This is a genomic window from Microbacterium sp. NC79, assembly GCF_019061125.1.
GTDB lineage: Bacteria > Actinomycetota > Actinomycetes > Actinomycetales > Microbacteriaceae > Microbacterium.
This window is the reverse complement of record NZ_JAHQYI010000001.1, coordinates 1,577,785-1,596,543: the sequence shown is the minus strand read 5'-3', so window position 1 is coordinate 1,596,543 and position 18,759 is coordinate 1,577,785. Positions and strand designations below refer to the sequence as shown.

Genomic DNA, 18,759 nt, shown 5'->3' with positions numbered 1-18,759 from the left:
AACAAGATCGGCCGGTGCGTAGACGGCGTGGCGTGTCGTTGGGGATGGCGTCGGAGAGTTCGACGCCGAACGTTGGGTAAAAGCAGTGCGCGGTGCGTGATACCCTGACAATATGCGCGCAGGCATGCTCCTTCTTAGCTGCCGCGACGAGACCTCGTTCTAGGGCCTTCCTCGTCGCGGAGTTTGCTGTTGGTCCTTCCGGTTTCTATTAACGAAGAAGCAAACATCATGGAAAACACCCAGCGCCCCTCCGGAATGCCGATCCACAAGTACCGTCCGTTCCACGAGATCATCAAGGTCGATCTGCCCGACCGCACGTGGCCGACCAAGCACATCGAGAAGGCCCCGCGCTGGTGCGCGGTTGACCTGCGTGATGGCAACCAGGCTCTCATCGACCCGATGAGCCCCGAACGCAAGCGCGTCATGTTCGAACTCCTCGTGCGGATGGGCTACAAGGAGATCGAGGTCGGCTTTCCCTCGGCGAGCCAGACCGACTTCGACTTCGTGCGCCAGCTCATCGAAGAGAACCTGATTCCTGACGACGTCACGATTCAGGTGTTGACGCAGTCGCGTGAGCACCTCATCGAGCGCACATTTGAGTCGATCGCCGGCGCCAAGCAGGCCATCGTGCACTTCTACAACTCGACGAGCATCGTGCAGCGCGAGGTGGTGTTCCGCTCCGACAAGCAGGGCATCATTGACATCGCCCTCGAAGGTGCACGCCTGTGCAAGGAGTTCGAGAAGCGCATTCCCGAGACCAAGGTCTACTACGAGTACTCGCCGGAAAGCTTTACAGGCACCGAGCTCGAGTACGCGGCTGAGATCTGTAACGCCGTGCTCGACGTGCTGCAGCCGACGCCCGACAACAAGGTCATCATCAACCTGCCCGCTACGGTCGAAATGGCGACGCCGAACCTTTACGCAGACTCCATCGAGTGGATGAACCGTCACCTGAAGTACCGCGAGAACGTCATTCTCTCGCTGCACCCGCACAACGACCGCGGAACCGCGGTGGCGGCTGCCGAGCTCGGTTACCTCGCAGGCGCTGACCGTATCGAAGGCTGCCTCTTCGGTAACGGTGAGCGCACCGGAAACGTTGACCTGGTGGCGCTGGGCATCAACATGTTTACCCAGGGCATCGACCCGATGATTGACTTCAGTGACATCGACCAGGTCAAGCGCACCGTCGAGTACTGCAACCAGTTGCCGGTGCCCGAGCGCAGCCCCTGGGCTGGCGACCTGGTCTTCACCGCCTTCAGCGGATCGCACCAGGACGCCATCAAGAAGGGCTTCGAAGCGATGGCGGCCAAGGCGGAGGCTCAGGGCGTCAGCGTTGACAACATCGAATGGGCGGTTCCGTACCTGCCCGTCGACCCGAAGGACCTTGGCCGTTCGTACGAGGCCGTTATTCGCGTCAACTCGCAGTCAGGCAAGGGCGGCGTCGCTTACCTGTTGAAGAACGACCACGCTCTCGATCTGCCCCGCAAGCTCCAGATCGAGTTCTCCGGTGTCGTGCAGGCCAAGACCGACGCCGAGGGCGGCGAGGTGACGAGCGACCAGATCTGGGCGATCTTCAACGACGAGTACCTGCCCGCTGATCTTGAAGAAGACCGCTGGGGACGCTTCGAGCTGCTGGCAACACGCACGAGTTCGGAAATGACAGGCGAGGTTGTTCTCGACGTCACGCTTCGCGACGGAGACGAGCGCATCCAGACGCAGGGTACCGGCAACGGTCCGGTTGCCGCTTTCGTGAATGTGCTGCAGACTCTCGGCTTCGACGTCACGGTGTACGACTACGTTGAGCACGCGATGAGCTCGGGCGGCGACGCTCAGGCGGCGTCGTATGTCGAACTGCAGGTCGACGGTGACCGTCTGTGGGGCGTCGGCATCGATAGCGACATTTCCACCTCGTCGTTGCGTGCCATCGTCTCGGGGGTGAACCGCTCGATCCGTACGCGCGAACGCAACGCAGCGCTGGTATAGCCAAAACAAGAAATGGGGGCTCCGGTGACGGGCCCCCATTTCTTTTTGGCGTGGTGTGCTTACGGTTTGACGATGGCGATGGCGCCCGTCTCTGCAGCAACCTTGCGGCGGTGCAGGCGCCGCTGTTCCGGCAACGAGAGGTCGAAAATCACGGCGAGCACGCGGATGGTCGCGGTCACGATAATGCCGGCGATGGCGGCCGGAACCATGGGCGCGCCGAATGCGTGAGCGGCAGCGACGGTGGTGCAACCCAGGAGGGCAGCGACCGCATAGAGCGAACCAACGTGCATGATCGCGACGGGCAAGCCCATGATCACGTCGCGCAGAATCGAGCCACCGACGGCGGCGCACACGCCGACGAAGACAGCCGGAACCACGGGCAGGCCGACGGTGAGCGCCTTGACAGTGCCGAAGGCACCGAACATGCCGATCGCCCCGGCATCGAGCACGACAATGATCGCGTTTGCGCGATTCAGCACCCCGGCGAGAAGCATTCCCACCAGCGCTGCTCCCGATGCGGTGAGGAGATACCAGTTTGACTGCAGGGTGGCGGGCGGGAGCCCCAGCATGAGGTCACGAATGAGACCGCCACCCATACCCAGCAACAGTCCGATGATGGCGACGCCGAGGAGGTCGAGGCGCCGTTCGCCCTGAAAGCCAGACGCGAAGAGCGCGCCTTGCACGCCGCCCAGCCCAACGGCAAGAAGATCAGCCCAGAGCGGAATCACGAACACGGTTTCGATCACGTCCCCATTCTTCCGTGTGCATTGGCGTTAGGTTGAAGGCATGCCGTTTCGCACGACACGTTTGACCACACCACACGCCGACCTCGCCGCACAGTTCGCCGCGATCCGTGATCGACTCAATATCGATCTCGACTTCGATCGTGCGGTCGAGTCTGAGGCAGAGCACGCGGTCGCGAATGTGACGCTGCCCGTTGCCGACGCAACGAACATCGCGTTCGTCACGATTGATCCGGACGGTTCGAAAGATCTCGACCAGGCGCTGTTCATCGAAAAGACCGATGCCGGATACCGGGTTTATTACGCGATCGCCGATCTTCCTGCCGTCGTTCGGCCGGGAGGAGCTATTGACCGCGAGGCGCGCGAACGGGGTCAAACCATGTACGCGCCGGACGCGAGCGCGCCGTTGCACCCGCGCGTAATCAGTGAGGATGGCGCGAGCCTGCTGCCCGGCGTCGAACGCTCGGCGTATGTCTGGACGATCGATCTTGACGCCACTGGCAAGCGCGAGCGTTCGACCCTCAAGCGCGCACGCGTGCGCAGTCGCGAACAACTCACCTACGTCGAGGCCCAGCGCCGTGTCGACACTGGCGACCCGCTCATGACGCTCCTCCGTGACGTTGGCGAGCTCCGCATTGCCCGCGAGGCCGACCGTGGCGGCGCCTCGCTCGACATGCCGGAAGAAGAGATCGTCGCAGACGGAGACTCTTGGACGATCACGCGTCGCCAACTCCTGCCTGTTGAACAGTGGAACGCGCAGATCTCGCTCATGACGGGAATGGAGGCTGCGCGCCTTCAGCTTGAGGCTGGTAAAGGAATCCTGCGCACGATGCCGCGGCCGGCAGTCGACGCGATGGCGCACTTCCGGCGTGAAGTTACAGCCATGGGCATCCCTTTTGCCGAGGACGAAGAATACGGGGCCTTCCTGCGTCGGCTTGATCGCACCCACCCTGCCGCGATTGCCGTGCTCATGGCGGCGCGGTCCCTGTTCCGTGGTGCTGGCTATCACGTCCTCACCGGGTCGGAGACGCCCGATGACGTTATTCAGGCCGCGATCGGCGCACCATACGCGCACACCACCGCACCGCTGCGTCGCCTTGTCGACCGCTATGTGCTTGCACATTGCGAGGCGATTGCGAACGGTACCGAGATTCCCGCGTGGGCAGCTGAGGGGCTCGATGGCCTCCCGGAAATCATGGCGGCGAGCGCGCAGAAGGCTGGCGCGCTCGAGCGCGACTGCATCGCCGCTGTCACCGCGGTGATTTTGCAACCGCGAATCGGTCAGATCTTTGACGCCCTTATCGTTGATCGTCGCGAGACGCGCGCTGAACTCGAGCTTCTAGACCCGCCTGTCACCACGACCGTGGTGATGGAGGGAGAACCCGGAACCGCGGTGCAGGTGCGCTTGGAAAATATCACCGACGCGAAACCTGTGTTTGTCGCCGCCTAGCGAGGCGCAACCCGCAGTGTCGGTGCGGCGCGCGATAATGAAGTGTGCCCACCTATCGTGATGAAGCCGTCGTGCTCAGAACCCACAAACTGGGGGAAGCCGACCGTATCGTCACTCTTCTCAGCAGACGCCACGGCAAGATTCGTGCCGTGGCGAAGGGTGTGCGTCGCACAAGCTCAAAGTTCGGGTCGCGGCTCGAACCGTTCATGGTCGTTGATGGGCAGTTCTACGAGGGGCGCTCGCTCGACATCGTGAACCAGGCCGAGAGCCTGGCGACCTACGGCGCCGACATTGTGTTGCACTACGATCGCTTCACCGCAGCGAACGCCATGGTGGAAGCCGCTGACCGTCTTGGCGACTCCGAGGCAACCGCTCAGCAGTATCTCCTGCTCGTCGGTGGACTGCGGGCCCTCGCGCGTGGCGAGCACGCGTCGCGCTCCATCCTGGACTCTTACCTGCTCCGAGCAATGTCCCTGTCCGGCTGGGCTCCCGGCCTTGATCACTGTGCGCGCTGCGCGCAGGAAGGGCCGCATCACACCTTCGTTGCCCAACTCGGCGGCATGGTGTGCGACACCTGCGCACCCGCTGGTTCCGCTCGTATTCCTGTCGGAACCACGACGATGCTTGACGCCCTCATTCGCGGCGACTGGACCACCATCGAGGCAGGAACCCCGAACGATCACACCCGGGCATCCGGCCTCATCGCCGCGTATACCCAATGGCACCTCGAGCGCAGCATTCGGTCGCTCGCACACGTGGAGGCGTAGTGACCCCGAAGCCGTACACCCACAAAGACGCTGTCGAGTTTCGCCCCCTGGACTGGACCGGAATCTACCCTCCGGAATACCCGAAGAAGTCTGTGCCCGCGCACGTCGCGGTGGTCATGGACGGCAACGGTCGCTGGGCAAACCAGCGCGGCCTTAACCGCGTGGAGGGACACAAGGCGGGGGAGATAGCGCTGCTCGACGTCGTCGCTGGCGCGATCCAAGCGGGTGTGAAGCACCTGTCGGTGTATGCGTTTTCCACCGAGAACTGGGCGCGTTCGCCTGAAGAAGTGCGCTTTCTGATGGGATTCAACCGGGACGTCTTGCACCGCCGCCGCGACCAGCTCAATGAGTGGGGCGTGCGCGTGCGGTGGGCGGGCCGAGAACCGCGCCTGTGGCGCTCGGTCATTAAAGAATTGCAGTACGCAGAAGAGCTCACGAAAGACAACACCACCCTCACTCTGACGATGTGCGTCAACTACGGTGGCCGTGTTGAGCTGGCTGATGCCATGAGGTCTATTGCCGAAGATGTCGCGGCAGGTAGGCTTAAGCCGAGCGCGGTCAACGAGAAACTCATTGCGAAGCGCCTGTACTTGCCCGATATGCCCGACGTCGACCTGTTCGTACGCTCATCGGGCGAGCAGCGCACCTCGAACTTCTTGCTGTGGCAGGCTGCCTACGCCGAAATGGTGTTTCTCGACACCCTGTGGCCCGATTTCACACGAGCCGATCTGTGGGAAGCGATCGATATCTACACGGGCCGCAACCGGCGCTTCGGCGGCGCCGTTAACGCACCGACGAGTTAGCCGACGCACTCTGCGGCAATTTCCGCTTACAGTTCGGCGTCGGTGAGGAAGTATTCGCGCTCGAGTGACCGGCCGAACATCTTGATGTCAAGGCATCCGACCGGGGTGCCGCACTGCATGACGTGGTCATACTGCGTGTACTCGAAGAAGGCGCGCAACTTGAGCTCGAGCGCGTCGCCCGTCACGTTCGCCGGCTTGTCCTTGTTGCCGTAGCCCGTCGCGTACCGCATCGCCTCGACAGGCAAGCCAGCAGCCTGCGCAGCGTCACGGACGAGAGTGCCGACGGTGCTGTGATCGGAGTGGTCGCGGTGCGCAGCCCACGACCAGCCAGGAACAAGAGTGATGAGTGTGGTCGGGTGGGCAGCAGAAATCAGTTCGCTGACCGACTGTTTCAGAAGGTCGAGTGACACCGGCGTCGCCGTGTCTACCGTGTGCATGGCGGCGAGCGATAGATTGTTCAATCGCGCCAGACTCTCCCAGCCCGTGGCTTCAAAACCCTCACCACGGAGGTTACCGTCAGGTAGCCGCAGAAATGTCACGGCGATGTCAGGGTCATCTGCTGGGGTGAAACGCGTAATGGGCAACCCCGTTGCGAGCACCACGTGCTCTTCTGCCCACGCGCCCTCGACGCCGCGCAACACATCGTAGGCGTGCAGGATTCCGCTCTCTCGCGACGTCGCATATGTCATGCCTGAACCGGCATCGCCTGCGGTGATGAACACCGTGCGCACGCATTGGCCGCCCGCGATCGCGTTGGCAATCGTGGGGTTGGCGAAGATGAGGTCGTCGTCGTAGTGCGCCATGACCGACATCGTGGTGCCCACGGCGCACGGAATGGGCGGTGCGGGTGTCGGAGACGGAACCGGTGCTGGTGCCGACGTCGATGGTTCCGGAACCTCGGGGGTCGTCGTCGGCGCAGCGGCAGTTTCAGACGCGGTGACGGCAGATGTGGGCCACGGCGCTGGCGTCGCAAAGATCGGGATGAACCCGGTGGCTGCACCGGCCGAGAAGCCAATGACGCCGAGGATCACGACGCCGATGATGCTCCACATCACGGTCAGCCGTGCGCGCCGTCGGCGTGCACGAGCGTGGCGCCTCGTGCCCTCCATGATTCCCCTTCAACGCGCCACCAGACGGCGTGCTTCTAGCGTATGGCCAACGAGCGCCAAATGACTCAGGGAAATCCCGGGGAATAGAACCGATTCACCCTGGTGTTGTCATTGAGGTGACCGAAAAGATTCAAATTGACGTGTGGAGCGACATCGCCTGCCCGTGGTGCTACATCGGAAAGCGCAACCTGGAGAACGGCATTGTCGCCGCCTCCGATGACGCTGATGCCCCGCAAGTGGAGATTACCTACCACTCCTACGAGCTCTCGCCCGATACTCCCGTCGACTTCGACGGCAGCGAGATTGACTTTCTGGCAACCCACAAGGGCATGCCGAAGGAAAAGGTTTCGGAGATGCTCGATCACGTCACGAACGTGGCAGCAGGCGTCGGTCTCGAATACAACTTTGATGTGCTGAAGCACACCAACACGGTGCGCGCTCACGAGTTGCTGCACTTCGCTAAGGCTGCAGGCAAGCAACACGATATGGCCGAGCGCCTGATGTCGGCGTACTTCACCGAGGGCAAGCACGTCGGTGAGATCGACAGCCTCGTGGCTCTCGCGACCGACGCTGGCCTTGACGGCGAGGCTGCCCGCGCAGCGCTGGAGTCGCAGCAGTATCTTGCAGACGTACGTGCTGACCAGGCGCAGGCAGCGCAATACGGCATTCAGGGCGTTCCGTTCTTCGTCATCAACGGCAAATACGGTGTTTCGGGTGCCCAGCCCGCCGATGCGTTCGCGCAGATTCTTCGCCAGGTGTGGGCAGAAGACAAGGCCTAATCCCGCCTCACGCAACAGTGGCGCTCACCGTGATGGTGAGCGCCACTGTTTTGCGTTAGCGGGGGAGGTTTGCCTCGATGACGTCGACGACAGCCTTGTCTGTCGGAATCACCGGCGGGCGGAAGCGGTGCAACGTGTCATCCGGCGTCAACACGAACTTCTCAAAGTTCCAGAGCACGGGGCCACGCTTACCGTCGGCATCCTTCGTCTTCTTCAACGCTTTGTACAGCGGCGCGGCTGAGCGGCCGTTTACCTTGATCTTGTCGTTGATCGGAAACGAAACGCCCCACGTCACCGCGCAGTAATCCAAAATCTCTTCCATGGTTCCGGGCTCTTGCCCCATGAACTGATTGCACGGAAAGCCCAGCACTGTGAAGCCGCGGTCGCCGTACTGCTTCTGCAGCTCTTCGAGTTGTTCGTACTGCGGAGTGAGGCCGCACTTTGAAGCGACGTTCACGATCATGACCACGTTGTCGCGGTATTCGGCCAGCGTGTGTTCATTACCAGCGGCGTCGACAAAAGCGATGTCGCGCAGCGCAGTCTCAGTAGTGTCGGTCATGTTCTGAGACTACTGCCGTGGGGCGGAGCCAGGGCGAAAGTGCCGAGAAAAGGTGTGGCTGTGAGCGCGCCGCACCTCGCAGGCATGGGATAGGGGAGAATAGGGAGGTGACGATGACTACAGCTCCTACTCAGCCGCTACGCATCGGGCCGATCGAATTGGAAGCTCCGGTCGTTCTGGCCCCCATGGCAGGCATTACCAATACGGCGTTTCGTCGGCTCTGCCGCGAGTACGGCGCTGGTCTCTTTGTCAGCGAAATGATTACGTCTCGCGCGCTTGTGGAGCGCAACGCTGTCACGATGCGCCTCGTCACGCACCACCCGTCGGAGAATATTCGCTCGATTCAGCTGTACGGTGTCGATCCGAAGACCGTCGCCGAGGCCGTGCGCATTATCGTCGCTGAAGATCGCGCCGATCACATTGACTTGAACTTTGGGTGCCCGGTACCCAAGGTGACCCGCAAGGGTGGCGGCTCTGCGCTGCCGTGGAAGCACACGCTGTTTAACCAGATCGTGACGCAGGCAGTACAAGCTGCCGAGCACCTTCCGCTCACCGTCAAGATGCGCAAGGGCATCGACGACAACCACTTGACCTACCTTGACGCCGGACGCATGGCAGAAGACGCTGGCGTTGCTGCCGTCGCTCTGCACGGGCGCACCGCGAGCCAGATGTACTCGGGGCATGCCGACTGGGACGCGATTGCGACGTTGAAAGAGACGGTCACGAGCATTCCGGTGCTGGGCAACGGAGACATCTGGTCAGCTGATGACGCCGTGCGCATGATGGCTGAGACGGGTGCAGACGGTGTTGTCGTCGGCCGAGGTTGCCTCGGGCGCCCGTGGCTGTTCGGCGAGCTCGCCCACGCGCTCGGTGATGGCATCGCCGCGAAGCCGGTTGACGCAACGCTCGGCTTTGTCGCGGCGGCGTTCAAACGCCACGCCGAATTGCTCACCGAGTTCTTCGAAGACGAGGTTCGCGGATGCCGAGACATCCGCAAGCACGCAGCCTGGTACTTCAAGGGATACCCGGTGGGTGGAGATATTCGCTCCCGATTCGCTACGGTGAGTACGCTGGCGGAAATTGACGAACTGACGACTCTGCTCGACCTGGATGCGCCTTACCCTGGTGAGGCCGCCGAAGGTCAGCGCGGTCGTGCCGGTACCCCCAAGCGGACGGTTCTGCCCGATGGCTGGCTAAACTCGCACGACATCGCTGCAGATGTCGCCTGCGCTCTAACTGAAGGAGAAGCGGATACCAGTGGCGGTTGATGGCGTAGGACCAGGGCGTATCGCTGACGGATACGATGCGCGTGACGTCGAGCGTTTTCATCCCGAGTTGCACCGCTCCGAGCGCGACAACTTCGCGCGTGACCGCGCCCGCGTCCTGCACTCGGCTGCTTGGCGCCGGCTCGCCGCAAAAACGCAGGTACTCTCTCCGGCATCGCCCGCCGACTTCGCCCGCAACCGGCTGACGCACTCGCTTGAGGTGTCGCAGGTGGGGCGTGAACTGGCCACCAGCCTCAGCCTCAATCCTGACCTGGTCGACACTGCATGCCTCACGCACGACCTCGGCCACCCGCCGTTCGGTCACAACGGCGAGCGTGCCCTTAACGTGTGGGCGCGCGACATTGGCGGCTTTGAAGGTAATGCCCAGACACTGCGCATCCTGGTGCGGTTGGAACCAAAGGTGCTGGATGAGAATGGCGATCCGTTCGGATTGAACCTCACACGCGCAAGCATCGATGCCTCGTGCAAATATCCGTGGACGCTGGATGCGCCGGTTCCTGACCCGGGCGGACGCCTGAAGTTTGGCGTGTACCCCGATGATGAGCCGGTGTTTGAGTGGATGCGTGCGGGTGCGCCCGAGCGAGTGCGCTGCATCGAAGCTGAAGTCATGGATCTCTCCGATGACATCGCTTACTCGGTACACGACTTCGAAGACGCCATCGTGAACGGCTACCTGAGCCCAGCCCGCCTCTCCGACCCGGCAGAGCACGACGCCCTGGTCTCTGGAATTCAAGCGTGGGTAGGTTTCGATTACTCCCGCGATGAGTTGGACGAAGCCCTCTACCGCCTGACCCGTCTTCCGCTGTGGCTGAAGAGCTTCGACGCATCGCGTCACGATCTGGCGCGGTTGAAGAACCTCACAAGCGAACTGATCGGTCGCTTCGCACGAGCCGCGACCATTGCGACTCGCCAGGCTTACCCCGTTGACACGATGTCTCGCTACCAGGCGCACGTCGTGGTTCCGCGCGAAGTGGAAACCGAAGTTGCCGTGCTTAAGGGAATCATCGGCGCGGCCGTCGTCTCAATCGATGGTCGCAAGTCGATTTACAAAGAGCAGCGCAAGGTGCTCAAGCGTCTCGCCTCCGCGCTGTGGGACGAGGGCGGCCACGCACTGGATCCCGTGTTCTCCGCTGACTTCCGCGTAGCCCGCGACGACGCCGCTCGCAAACGGGTGATTGTTGACCAGGTCGCGAGCCTGACCGATGCCACCGCACTCGCATGGCACCGCCGGTTTGTTGGCGATATAGACGCCGCAGACGTCGGCATTTGGTCGCCAGGTGCTCGCCCTTCCACCAGGTCGTACTGATGCCTCGCATCCTCCAGGCCGACGTTGATGAGGTGAAGGCCCGCACCCGTATCGACGAAATCATTGGCGAACGGGTCGCATTGCGCTCGGCCGGTGTCGGTTCGATGAAAGGGCTGTGCCCGTTTCACGACGAAAAATCACCGAGCTTCCACGTGCGCCCACAGGTCGGCTACTACCACTGCTTCGGTTGTGGTGAGTCTGGTGACGTCTATACGTTCCTGCGAGAGATGGACCACGTCACCTTCACTGAAGCCGTGGAACGACTGGCAGCGCGCATCGGATACCCGTTGCATTACGAAGACGGCGGCTCGGCCCCGGAGACCAGCGGGCGCGCGCGCCTATACGCGGCCAACGCCGCGGCGACGGAGTATTTCCGTGCGCAGATGGGCTCGCCCGAAGCAGAGACCGCTCGGGCCTTCCTTGGGGAACGCGGCTTCGACGCTGCCCACGCCACGCACTTTGCCGTGGGGTACGCGCCGCGCGGCTGGGAGAACATGACGAACGCGCTGACCCGCAAGGGCTTTACGCGCGAGGAACTACTTGCTGCCGGTCTCGTGTCGCAGGGTAACCGCGGTGTCTACGACCGGTTCCGAGGGCGTCTGATTTGGCCGATTCGTGACGTCACTGGGCAGACGATTGGGTTTGGCGCCCGCAAGCTCTATGAAGACGACAAGGGGCCGAAGTACCTGAACACCCCGGAGACGCCGATCTATAAAAAGGCGCAGGTGCTCTACGGTTTGGACCTGGCCAAGCGTGATATCGCGCGTGGCGACCCCAAACGCGTTGTCGTCGTGGAAGGGTACACCGACGTCATGGCGTGCCACGTCGCAGGCATCACGACGGCTGTCGCGACGTGCGGCACGGCATTCGGCGTCGACCACATCAACGTGTTGCGCCGCGTTATGGGCGATGATTCTGGCCACGGTGAGGTGGTCTTTACGTTTGACCCGGACGCCGCAGGTCAGAAGGCAGCGTTGCGTGCCTTCGCCGAAGAGAAGCGTTTCAACGCCCAGACCTACGTTGCTGTCGCACCCGATGGCCTCGACCCGTGCGACCTGCGGCTGCAACGCGGCGATCAGGCCGTGCAGGCGCTGATGACATCTAAAGTGCCGATGTTTGAGTTCGTGATTGACCAGCGTCTCGCGAGCTACGACCTCGCGACAGTTGAGGGCCGCGTGGGCGCATTGCGGTCGGCTGCCCCCGTGCTCGCCGATATTCGTGATGCTCTGTTGCGCCCAGAGTACGAGCGCGTGCTTGCGCGCCGGTTGGGGATGGACCCGACCGACGTACACCGCGAAGTCGACGCGGCGGCACGTCGGGCACCAAAAGAAAAGCGTCCAGACGAGCGCCGGTCTGACCATCAGGCCGCAGGAAACCGCACTCCAGGCGGCGCGCCCTATGGTTCCGTCTCCGCTGGCTCTGGCCAGCAGGGCTCCGCGCCCTATGGTTCCGACTCCGAGCCGGCCCCCGCCGTCGCGGTGACGCTCGCGACGCTGCCGCGCACCCCAGACGTCTACCGTGACCGCAACACGCTGATGGCGTTTTTGCAGTATGGCCACCTGCTTGATCAAGAGCTGATGGCGCAGGCGCTGGATGCACCGTACAGTCACCCGGCTTTTGACGCCGTCCGAGCCGCCATTCTGTCGCACCCGGAACGCACGAAGCCGGGCTGGGCGCTGGCCGCGATTGGCGGCGTGCGGGAACCATACCGCATGGTCGCGGGGGAGCTGCTGGCTGCCGAGTTTCCGGCGAAGGACGAGCAGGCTGCTGTCCTCGCCGCGCAAGACCTCGCGCTGTCGAAAGTAGAGCGCGCCATGAACGCACGGAAAAACGAACTGCTCGGGGCGGTGCAGCGCATTGCGCCTGACTCGGAAGAGGGGCGAGCCTTGCGCGTGCAGTTGCGCGACCTCGACGTTCGCATTCGCAGTCTGCGTGGCGAGTAGACCCTGCCCGTTGGCTAGGACAGGATGGGATGATGGCACGCCGACGACATGATTCCGCCGCGGTTCGCGCCGTTGACCTCAGTATCGGAACCACACAGCTGCGGATCGTTGACGGCGTGACGTTTACGATCGAGCCGGGGGAGACCCTCGTGGTCGCTGGCCCTGCGGGGGCAGGTAAAACAACCCTCGCGTCGCTCGTCGCCGGGCAGCCGGCCGCGGGCGTGGAGATTGTCGGCGGTGACCTCACCGTGGGAGGTATTCCGGGCAAGCGCCCTGGACGCCTGCGCCGTGAGTGGCTCGTACGGACCGGATACCTTCCGCAGAGCGCGGGCGCACTGTTGCCGCCGCAGTTCACGGTAGGGGAGATCATCGCATCGCCAATTACATCGCGGTCACGCAGGCATAACGCGACCGCGCTGCGGCAACGTGTCGCCGCGTTGCTTGACGAGGTGCACTTGCCTCTGGGGGCAGCCGACAAATACCCGTACGAGCTGAGTGCAGGCATGTTGCAACGCGTGGCGTTTGCCCACGCGGTGGTGCTCGAACCGGTGCTGCTTGTCGCTGATGATCCGATGGCGAATTTGGACGTCGAGATGCGTCCTGTCATCTACGACGCTATTCGGCGCAGGCAGCAGGAACGCAATATGGCGAGCCTCATCGTGACGAATGATGTGAATCTCACCCGCGAACTGCACGCCTCGGCGATTGCGCTTCGCGCCGGTCACGTCGTGGCCGACGGTGACTTCACCGCTGTTCCTCGGCCCACGCCGACGGGGCCGATCGCTGCGGCTTTCCTCGCGGATACCCCCGCGAAGCCACGCACCCGCCGTCAGCGCCGCGCCCGCCATGGCTAGGTGCGGCACCACACGATCGAGCGGCCGAATCCCGCGGAATCGCGCGACGCGCCCGGAAGTTTGCTCGTGTTCTGATGCGCCATTCTTCTTTGCTATGCTGGTCTAGTTGCCCCGCGCAGGGGCTAATCCCTCATAGCTCAATTGGCAGAGCAGCCGACTGTTAATCGGCAGGTTTTTGGTTCGAGTCCAAATGGGGGAGCAGGTATAACCCCCGGAGATATTCTCCGGGGGTTATTTGTTTGTCGTCCCCTTGCTTCGCAGTGCTCGACATGTTTGGCTCGTGCTCGACGTGCCTGGCTTCTCTGTTATGCACGATTAAAATGGCGACTCGGCCCGACACGCCGTTTTTTCACGCCGGTCGAGCGTTCCCGTCGTGCAGAACAGGATGACTCATGCATGAGTGGACCTCTCGGCCCAGCCGAGCAGCCATCCATTCTTTTGGGTAATGCCCCTCGGTAGTTGCTGTGTGGTTCCGCTGGCAGCTTTCTGGTTCCGTGGCTATGTGCGGCTACGGGGCCTTTCTCGCAGAAACGAGATGGCGCGGTAAACCACAAGCGGCTCCCGCCACAAGGCGAGAGCCGCTTGGTAGAGACAAATTTACTCAGCGAGTCCGCGAACCGAGCCGCTGGTCAGAACCATTGACTCGCGAGCCTCATCGAGCTGAACGGCGACACACGTGACGACACGGTCGCCGCCCTCCCAGCCAGCCTCAACCGGGGTGAAGTACGTGTAGTAGAACTTTGACGTCGCAGGATCTGAGCCGACATAAGACTGGAACTCTGCGGCGCACTGCTCTTCGGCTTCGGCGTACAGGGCGTCTTCGTCAAACGTGCTCTCCGCGGTTTCGTAGTTCAGGAACACCTCAGCATCGTGAGGAGTGCCGCAGGGAATCAACTTGACGTCGTTGAACTCTTCCGCTGACGGAAAGTCGAGGCAGTCGCCAACTTCGAGCTCGAATGCTGATCCGGTTCCGGCCTCGGTGACCTCACCGGACTCGTCACGCTGGACATCGCCGTCGCTGCCGAAAAGGTTCTGCACGGCCGCGCAGCCGCCGAGGCTGAGAGCAAGGGCCAGTGCCGCGCCTGCCGCGAGCGAACGGCGAGCGATGGTGCTGTGAGACATGAGTGAAGTTCCCCTAAAAAGTATTCGGTAGCTCGGTACCTGCGACGCGATAGAAGAGAACACCTGCGGAAGCGCGCTCCATTCCGTCTTATCTTATCTGTTCGTGTTTAGCTCTCGTGGCCGTCAATGCCGGGCGTCCAGGACTGGCCCGGGCGTCCCCAGCCGCGCTTCTTCGCGATCTTCTGCACGGTCTTCCAGTCAGAGTCATGCAGGCGATCGATGTAAAGCACGCCGTTGAGGTGATCGAACTCGTGCTGCATGATGCGTGCGCGCCACCCCGTCACGTCAATCATGACCGGCTTGCCTTCAAGGTCGATTCCAGAAACACGCACCCGATCAGAGCGGCGGAGCGGGAAGCGCTCACCCGGAACCGACAAGCAACCTTCTGACTCTTCATCCTCATCCGGGTCGCCTGGTTCCGCAGGCGTCATGAAGAGCTCAGGGTTAATGATCTCGCCGCGCCAAGGCTGTCCCTCGTCGTCTTCGTACGAGTAGGTGTAGATGCGCAGGCCAACGCCCACCTGAGGCGCAGCCAAGCCCACACCGGGGGCTGCGTCCATCGTCTCGTACATGTCGGCAATGAGCGTGCGGATCTCATCCGTGATCTCGCCGACAGGAGAAGCTACCGCGTGAAGGACGGGGTCACCCATGATGCAAATTGGTCGAATAGCCACGCGTCAAGCCTAGTCCGGGCGTCCAACGCCCTATGCTCGTGTTGTGATACTTGCCGAAATTGAGAACGTCGGAGATGTGGGGGAGACGCTGGTTGGCGTCTTTCAGAACCCCGGCCTCCTCCTCGGCATCCCGCTGGCCATCGCCGGCGCGGCTTTCCTCTCGCTGGGTACGCAGTACCAACACCGTGGCGTGCAGAAAGTGGAGCTGTCTCTTGGTTCCGACGGCGGTACAGGCCTGAGCGGCAACCACCTGAAGCATCTGCTGGTACGGCCAAGCTGGGTCATCGGAACCTTGATGCTGGGTTTGGCGATTGTGTGCCAGTTGGCGGCCCTCACGCAGGCGCCGCTGATTGTGGTGCAGCCGCTGGGTGCGATCGCTCTCGTGATGACGACTCTGTTGAACGCGCGCATCAGCGGACACAATCCAACGAAACGGTCAGTGGTCGCGATCTCTGCCTGTGTGGGCGGCGTGTTCCTCTTTGTCCTTATTGCAGCGCTGTTTGCCGAGGATAAAGACGTCTCCGACTACCAGCTGTCGATCGTTTTGAGCATCTTGATGGTCGTCATCATCGTTCTTGGTGGCCTCTGGCTTGCGCTGCGCCGCAAGATGGGGCCGCTGTTCTACATTCTGTGCGCCGGCATCATCTATGGCTTTGTGGCGACCCTCGCCAAGGTTGTCATCAAGCGCATTCAGTCAGGTGACTTCGAATGGCTCACCCTGGTGTGCGTCATTGCGCTCGTCGCAGGCACGGCCGTTGGTGGCTACTTCGTGCAGACCGCGCACGCGTCGGGCCCGCCCGACCTCGTTATCGCGGGCCTCACGGTCATTGACCCGATCGTTGCGGTTCTGATTGGTCTGCTCGTTCTCGGCGAAGCTTCCGGCGCACCAGTATGGGCGTATGTCGGCTTTGCAATTGCTGGCGCGATTGCGATCTGGGGCGTGATTGAACTTGCGCGCTACCACCCGCAAGTGGTGAGCGACAGCCAGGAGCTCAAGATCGACCGGGGCAGTAACGCACCTCGCCCAAGAGCTGAAGGGGATGTTCCTTTCGCTGGAGGCCCGTTGTCGTCACCCTCGATAAATGACCCGGACGCGCCACACGACCGCGCGTAAGATAAACCTGGGTTGAGCCTGCGATAGGCTAAATTCAGCATGGGGCGGTGGCCAAGCTGGTTAAGGCAGCGGGCTCATAACCCGACGATCCGTGGGTTCAAGTCCCACCCGCCCTACCATGAGCCCTCGTCACTGAGCGAGGAGTGCCAACACGCCCTGGAGTGGCTGTCTCGCTGCCCTCGCCGAATGGGCGGGGAACGTGGGGCGAAACTCCCGGAATCACATGGTTGTGATTCCCAGGCATGTTTGTGATAATGCAAGGGAACAAACGAATAGTTGTCGCCGGGTATCCGTGCAGGTCGTTGGGGAAGACGCACCTGAAGAAACGGAGAGATCATGGTGACACCACAGGCGCGCGGAGTGATTTACATTCACTCGGCGCCACGCGCGTTGTGTCCCCACGTCGAGTGGGCGGTTGGCGGCGTCCTTGGTCGCGCCGTGAACTTCGAATGGACTGATCAGCCCGTCCTCAATGGTGCTCGTCGTACCGAGTTCTACTGGGAAGGCCCGGCAGGCACGGGTGCTGCCCTGACCACAGCCATCCGCGGGTGGGAGCACTTGCGATACGAAGTGAGTGAAGATCCGACACCGCGAAGCGACGGCGGGCGCTGGATGCACACGCCAGGACTCGGCATTCACTACGGGCAGGTCGACACCGCGGGCAACGTGGTAATCGGAGAAGACCGCCTGCGTTACGCCATGGAGATTGCCGATGGCGACGGGTATGAAATGCAGCGAGAGCTTGAGCTCGCGCTGGGAATTGCGTGGGACGAAGAACTGGAACCATTCCGGCACGCGAGTGACGATGTGCCGGTGGTGTGGCTACACAAAGTTGGATAGAGGATTCCGCGTCCATGCGGCGCGGAATGGGTGTGGAGCGGGAGGCGCAAGTATCGACCATCGGTGAACATTCCCGGAGGGCGAGAAAGCGAATCCGCTCCCTACGTACAAAGGGGGCTCCCGGAATACCGGGAGCCCCCTAACAATGTGTTTTTACGCGCTACGGAACGCGATGACGGCGTTGTGGCCGCCAAAGCCGAACGAGTTGCTGATGGCCAGGTGATCGCCCGCGCCCAGCTCTGCCGGCTTCGGGGTGATCAAGAACGGAACCTCAGGGTCTTGCTCGTCGACGTTGATCGTCGGCGGAACCGTGCGGTTCTTGAGCGCGAGCACCGTGAAGACTGCTTCCAAAGCGCCGGTACCACCGAGGAGGTGCCCGGTCGCTGCCTTCGTTGCCGCAACCGGAATCTCTCGAATGCGGTCACCGAATACGGTCTGCAGCGCGACGAACTCGTTGGGGTCGCCCACCGGCGTGGAGGTGGCGTGCGCGTTGATGTGCGTCACGTCATCGGCCGAAGCGCCAGCGATTTCCAGCGTCTGGCGGACTGCGCGAGCAGCACCCTTGCCTTCAGGGTCGTTACCCGTGATGTGGTACGAGTCCGCGGTCACTGCGCCACCGACGAGGTAAGCGTAGATCTTCGCGCCGCGAGCCTTCGCGTGCTCTTCGGTCTCGAGAATGAGCGCGGCAGCACCCTCACCCATGACGAAACCGTCACGCGACACAGCGGTCGGGCGCGATGCCGTTGCCGGGTCGTCGTTGCGCTTTGACAGCGCCTGCGCCGCAGCGAACGATGCCATCGTGATCGGGTGGATAGCCGACTCGCTACCGCCTGCAATGACGATGTCTGCGAGGCCGGCCTGTAGGTGGTTGTAAGCGTTGAGAATCGACTCAGTGCTGGACGCACAGGCCGAGACAGCCGTGGACGCGTAGGCGCGCGCTTCGAACTGCAGCGACAGGTTGCCAGCAGGAGCGTTAGCCATCAGCATCGGAACCGTTAGCGGCATGACGCGGCGCGGTCCCTTTTCGCGGAGGGTGTCCCACGCGTCGAGGAGCGTCCAGATGCCGCCGATGCCGGTTGCCCAGTCAACGCCCAGCCTCTCAGACTCGACTTCGGGAGTTCCCGCGTCAGCCCAAGCTTCGCGTGCGGCGACGAGTGCGAATTGGCTGGACGGATCCAAGCGCTTCGCTTCGTGGCGGGCGAGAACCTCTTCGGGGCGAACGATGGCTTCGGCCGCAAAGTTGACAGGCAACTCATACTGCTCGACCCAGTCGTGCTCCATGGTGCGCGTGCCCGAGACACCCGCGAGCAGGTTGCTCCAGTTGTCTTGTGCTGTGCCGCCGATACCCGACGTTGCACCGATGCCCGTGACGACGATGCGCTTGGTCATTGATACTCCTCTATGGTCAGAAACTGGCGTGCCACGGT

At 62.5% G+C, this 18,759-nt stretch carries 17 protein-coding genes and 2 tRNA genes; 13 read left to right on the top strand and 6 right to left on the bottom strand.

Features of this window, described 5'->3' with window-relative positions; genetic code table 11:
- The first annotated feature begins 228 nt into the window (after positions 1-228).
- Complete coding sequence (leuA, locus tag KTJ77_RS07210) at positions 229-1,983, top strand: 2-isopropylmalate synthase (protein WP_217337744.1); 1,755 nt, start codon at positions 229-231, stop codon at positions 1,981-1,983.
- Between the two features lie 59 nt (positions 1,984-2,042).
- Here leuA and KTJ77_RS07205 read toward each other — a convergent pair whose 3' ends face one another.
- On the bottom strand, positions 2,043-2,729 hold the full coding sequence (locus KTJ77_RS07205) for a TRIC cation channel family protein (protein WP_217337743.1): 687 nt from the start codon (positions 2,727-2,729) through the stop codon (positions 2,043-2,045).
- A 40-nt stretch (positions 2,730-2,769) separates the two neighbouring features.
- Between KTJ77_RS07205 and KTJ77_RS07200 the strand changes: the two genes are divergently transcribed.
- The 3 genes from KTJ77_RS07200 to KTJ77_RS07190 are packed head-to-tail and all read left to right on the top strand — an operon-like array spanning position 2,770 to position 5,746.
- The gene (locus tag KTJ77_RS07200) at positions 2,770-4,176 is read left to right on the top strand and encodes an RNB domain-containing ribonuclease (RefSeq protein WP_217337742.1); all 1,407 of its coding nucleotides are present in this window, start codon (positions 2,770-2,772) and stop codon (positions 4,174-4,176) included.
- A gap of 44 nt (positions 4,177-4,220) precedes the next feature.
- Positions 4,221-4,943 (top strand): DNA repair protein RecO, encoded by a 723-nt coding sequence (recO, locus tag KTJ77_RS07195; RefSeq protein WP_217337741.1) that lies wholly within the window; start codon positions 4,221-4,223, stop codon positions 4,941-4,943.
- Positions 4,943-5,746, top strand: coding sequence for an isoprenyl transferase (locus KTJ77_RS07190; RefSeq protein WP_217337740.1), 804 nt, complete (start codon positions 4,943-4,945; stop codon positions 5,744-5,746). Before recO ends, KTJ77_RS07190 begins: the two co-directional genes overlap by 1 nt.
- A gap of 26 nt (positions 5,747-5,772) precedes the next feature.
- On the opposite strand, the gene KTJ77_RS07185 is transcribed toward KTJ77_RS07190, so the two are convergent.
- Positions 5,773-6,855 carry a PIG-L family deacetylase gene (locus KTJ77_RS07185; protein ID WP_217337739.1) on the bottom strand — a complete coding sequence of 361 codons (1,083 nt, stop codon included), beginning with the start codon at positions 6,853-6,855 and terminating at the stop codon, positions 5,773-5,775.
- A gap of 116 nt (positions 6,856-6,971) precedes the next feature.
- Between KTJ77_RS07185 and KTJ77_RS07180 the strand changes: the two genes are divergently transcribed.
- A complete protein-coding gene (locus KTJ77_RS07180) occupies positions 6,972-7,634 on the top strand; it encodes a DsbA family oxidoreductase (RefSeq protein WP_217337738.1) in 663 nt (220 codons plus the stop codon).
- 55 nt (positions 7,635-7,689) lie between these two features.
- On the opposite strand, the gene KTJ77_RS07175 is transcribed toward KTJ77_RS07180, so the two are convergent.
- Positions 7,690-8,193 carry a glutathione peroxidase gene (locus tag KTJ77_RS07175; RefSeq protein WP_217337737.1) on the bottom strand — a complete coding sequence of 168 codons (504 nt, stop codon included), beginning with the start codon at positions 8,191-8,193 and terminating at the stop codon, positions 7,690-7,692.
- A gap of 113 nt (positions 8,194-8,306) precedes the next feature.
- Here KTJ77_RS07175 and dusB point away from each other — a divergent pair, with 113 nt between their 5' ends.
- The 5 genes from dusB to KTJ77_RS07150 all read left to right on the top strand — a co-directional run bounded on the left by dusB (position 8,307) and on the right by KTJ77_RS07150 (position 13,781).
- The gene (gene dusB, locus KTJ77_RS07170) at positions 8,307-9,461 is read left to right on the top strand and encodes a tRNA dihydrouridine synthase DusB (RefSeq protein ID WP_217337736.1); all 1,155 of its coding nucleotides are present in this window, start codon (positions 8,307-8,309) and stop codon (positions 9,459-9,461) included.
- The gene (locus KTJ77_RS07165) at positions 9,451-10,785 is read left to right on the top strand and encodes a deoxyguanosinetriphosphate triphosphohydrolase (protein ID WP_217337735.1); all 1,335 of its coding nucleotides are present in this window, start codon (positions 9,451-9,453) and stop codon (positions 10,783-10,785) included. The genes dusB and KTJ77_RS07165 overlap by 11 nt, the downstream gene beginning before the upstream one ends.
- The gene (gene dnaG, locus KTJ77_RS07160; protein ID WP_217337734.1) at positions 10,785-12,728 is read left to right on the top strand and encodes a DNA primase; all 1,944 of its coding nucleotides are present in this window, start codon (positions 10,785-10,787) and stop codon (positions 12,726-12,728) included. The genes KTJ77_RS07165 and dnaG overlap by 1 nt, the downstream gene beginning before the upstream one ends.
- Positions 12,729-12,760: 32 nt before the next feature.
- Positions 12,761-13,582 (top strand): ATP-binding cassette domain-containing protein, encoded by an 822-nt coding sequence (locus tag KTJ77_RS07155; RefSeq protein WP_217337733.1) that lies wholly within the window; start codon positions 12,761-12,763, stop codon positions 13,580-13,582.
- 126 nt (positions 13,583-13,708) lie between these two features.
- Positions 13,709-13,781: transfer RNA gene (locus KTJ77_RS07150), tRNA-Asn, on the top strand.
- Between the two features lie 398 nt (positions 13,782-14,179).
- Here KTJ77_RS07150 and KTJ77_RS07145 read toward each other — a convergent pair.
- Together KTJ77_RS07145 and def are read right to left on the bottom strand one after the other, a co-directional pair.
- Complete coding sequence (locus tag KTJ77_RS07145) at positions 14,180-14,704, bottom strand: septum formation family protein (RefSeq protein ID WP_217337732.1); 525 nt, start codon at positions 14,702-14,704, stop codon at positions 14,180-14,182.
- A 107-nt stretch (positions 14,705-14,811) separates the two neighbouring features.
- On the bottom strand, positions 14,812-15,378 hold the full coding sequence (gene def / locus KTJ77_RS07140; protein WP_217337731.1) for a peptide deformylase: 567 nt from the start codon (positions 15,376-15,378) through the stop codon (positions 14,812-14,814).
- 46 nt (positions 15,379-15,424) lie between these two features.
- On the opposite strand from def, the gene KTJ77_RS07135 reads away from it, so the two are divergent.
- The 3 genes from KTJ77_RS07135 (at position 15,425) to KTJ77_RS07125 (ending at position 17,332) form a co-directional block, all read left to right on the top strand.
- On the top strand, positions 15,425-16,492 hold the full coding sequence (locus KTJ77_RS07135) for a DMT family transporter (protein WP_217338383.1): 1,068 nt from the start codon (positions 15,425-15,427) through the stop codon (positions 16,490-16,492).
- Between the two features lie 41 nt (positions 16,493-16,533).
- Positions 16,534-16,611: transfer RNA gene (locus KTJ77_RS07130), tRNA-Ile, on the top strand.
- A gap of 217 nt (positions 16,612-16,828) precedes the next feature.
- Complete coding sequence (locus KTJ77_RS07125) at positions 16,829-17,332, top strand: DUF3145 domain-containing protein (RefSeq protein WP_217337730.1); 504 nt, start codon at positions 16,829-16,831, stop codon at positions 17,330-17,332.
- Positions 17,333-17,485: 153 nt separating this feature from the next.
- Here the strand turns inward: KTJ77_RS07125 and KTJ77_RS07120 are convergent, their stop codons facing one another.
- Positions 17,486-18,721, bottom strand: a complete 1,236-nt coding sequence (locus KTJ77_RS07120) for a beta-ketoacyl synthase (RefSeq protein ID WP_217337729.1) — start codon at positions 18,719-18,721, stop codon at positions 17,486-17,488.
- Positions 18,722-18,759 lie beyond the last annotated feature (38 nt).

Bases quoted from the DNA above. Each gene is read 5' to 3' on its own strand.
- leuA (WP_217337744.1), top strand. From the start codon at position 229: ATGGAAAACACCCAGCGCCCCTCCGGAATGCCGATCCACAAGTACCGT.
- dnaG (WP_217337734.1), top strand. From the start codon at position 10,785: ATGCCTCGCATCCTCCAGGCCGACGTTGATGAGGTGAAGGCCCGCACC.
- dusB (WP_217337736.1), top strand. From the start codon at position 8,307: ATGACTACAGCTCCTACTCAGCCGCTACGCATCGGGCCGATCGAATTG.
- KTJ77_RS07175 (WP_217337737.1), bottom strand. From the start codon at position 8,193: ATGACCGACACTACTGAGACTGCGCTGCGCGACATCGCTTTTGTCGAC.
- KTJ77_RS07200 (WP_217337742.1), top strand. From the start codon at position 2,770: ATGCCGTTTCGCACGACACGTTTGACCACACCACACGCCGACCTCGCC.
- KTJ77_RS07145 (WP_217337732.1), bottom strand. From the start codon at position 14,704: ATGTCTCACAGCACCATCGCTCGCCGTTCGCTCGCGGCAGGCGCGGCA.
- KTJ77_RS07155 (WP_217337733.1), top strand. From the start codon at position 12,761: ATGGCACGCCGACGACATGATTCCGCCGCGGTTCGCGCCGTTGACCTC.
- KTJ77_RS07185 (WP_217337739.1), bottom strand. From the start codon at position 6,855: ATGGAGGGCACGAGGCGCCACGCTCGTGCACGCCGACGGCGCGCACGG.
- KTJ77_RS07120 (WP_217337729.1), bottom strand. From the start codon at position 18,721: ATGACCAAGCGCATCGTCGTCACGGGCATCGGTGCAACGTCGGGTATC.
- KTJ77_RS07125 (WP_217337730.1), top strand. From the start codon at position 16,829: ATGGTGACACCACAGGCGCGCGGAGTGATTTACATTCACTCGGCGCCA.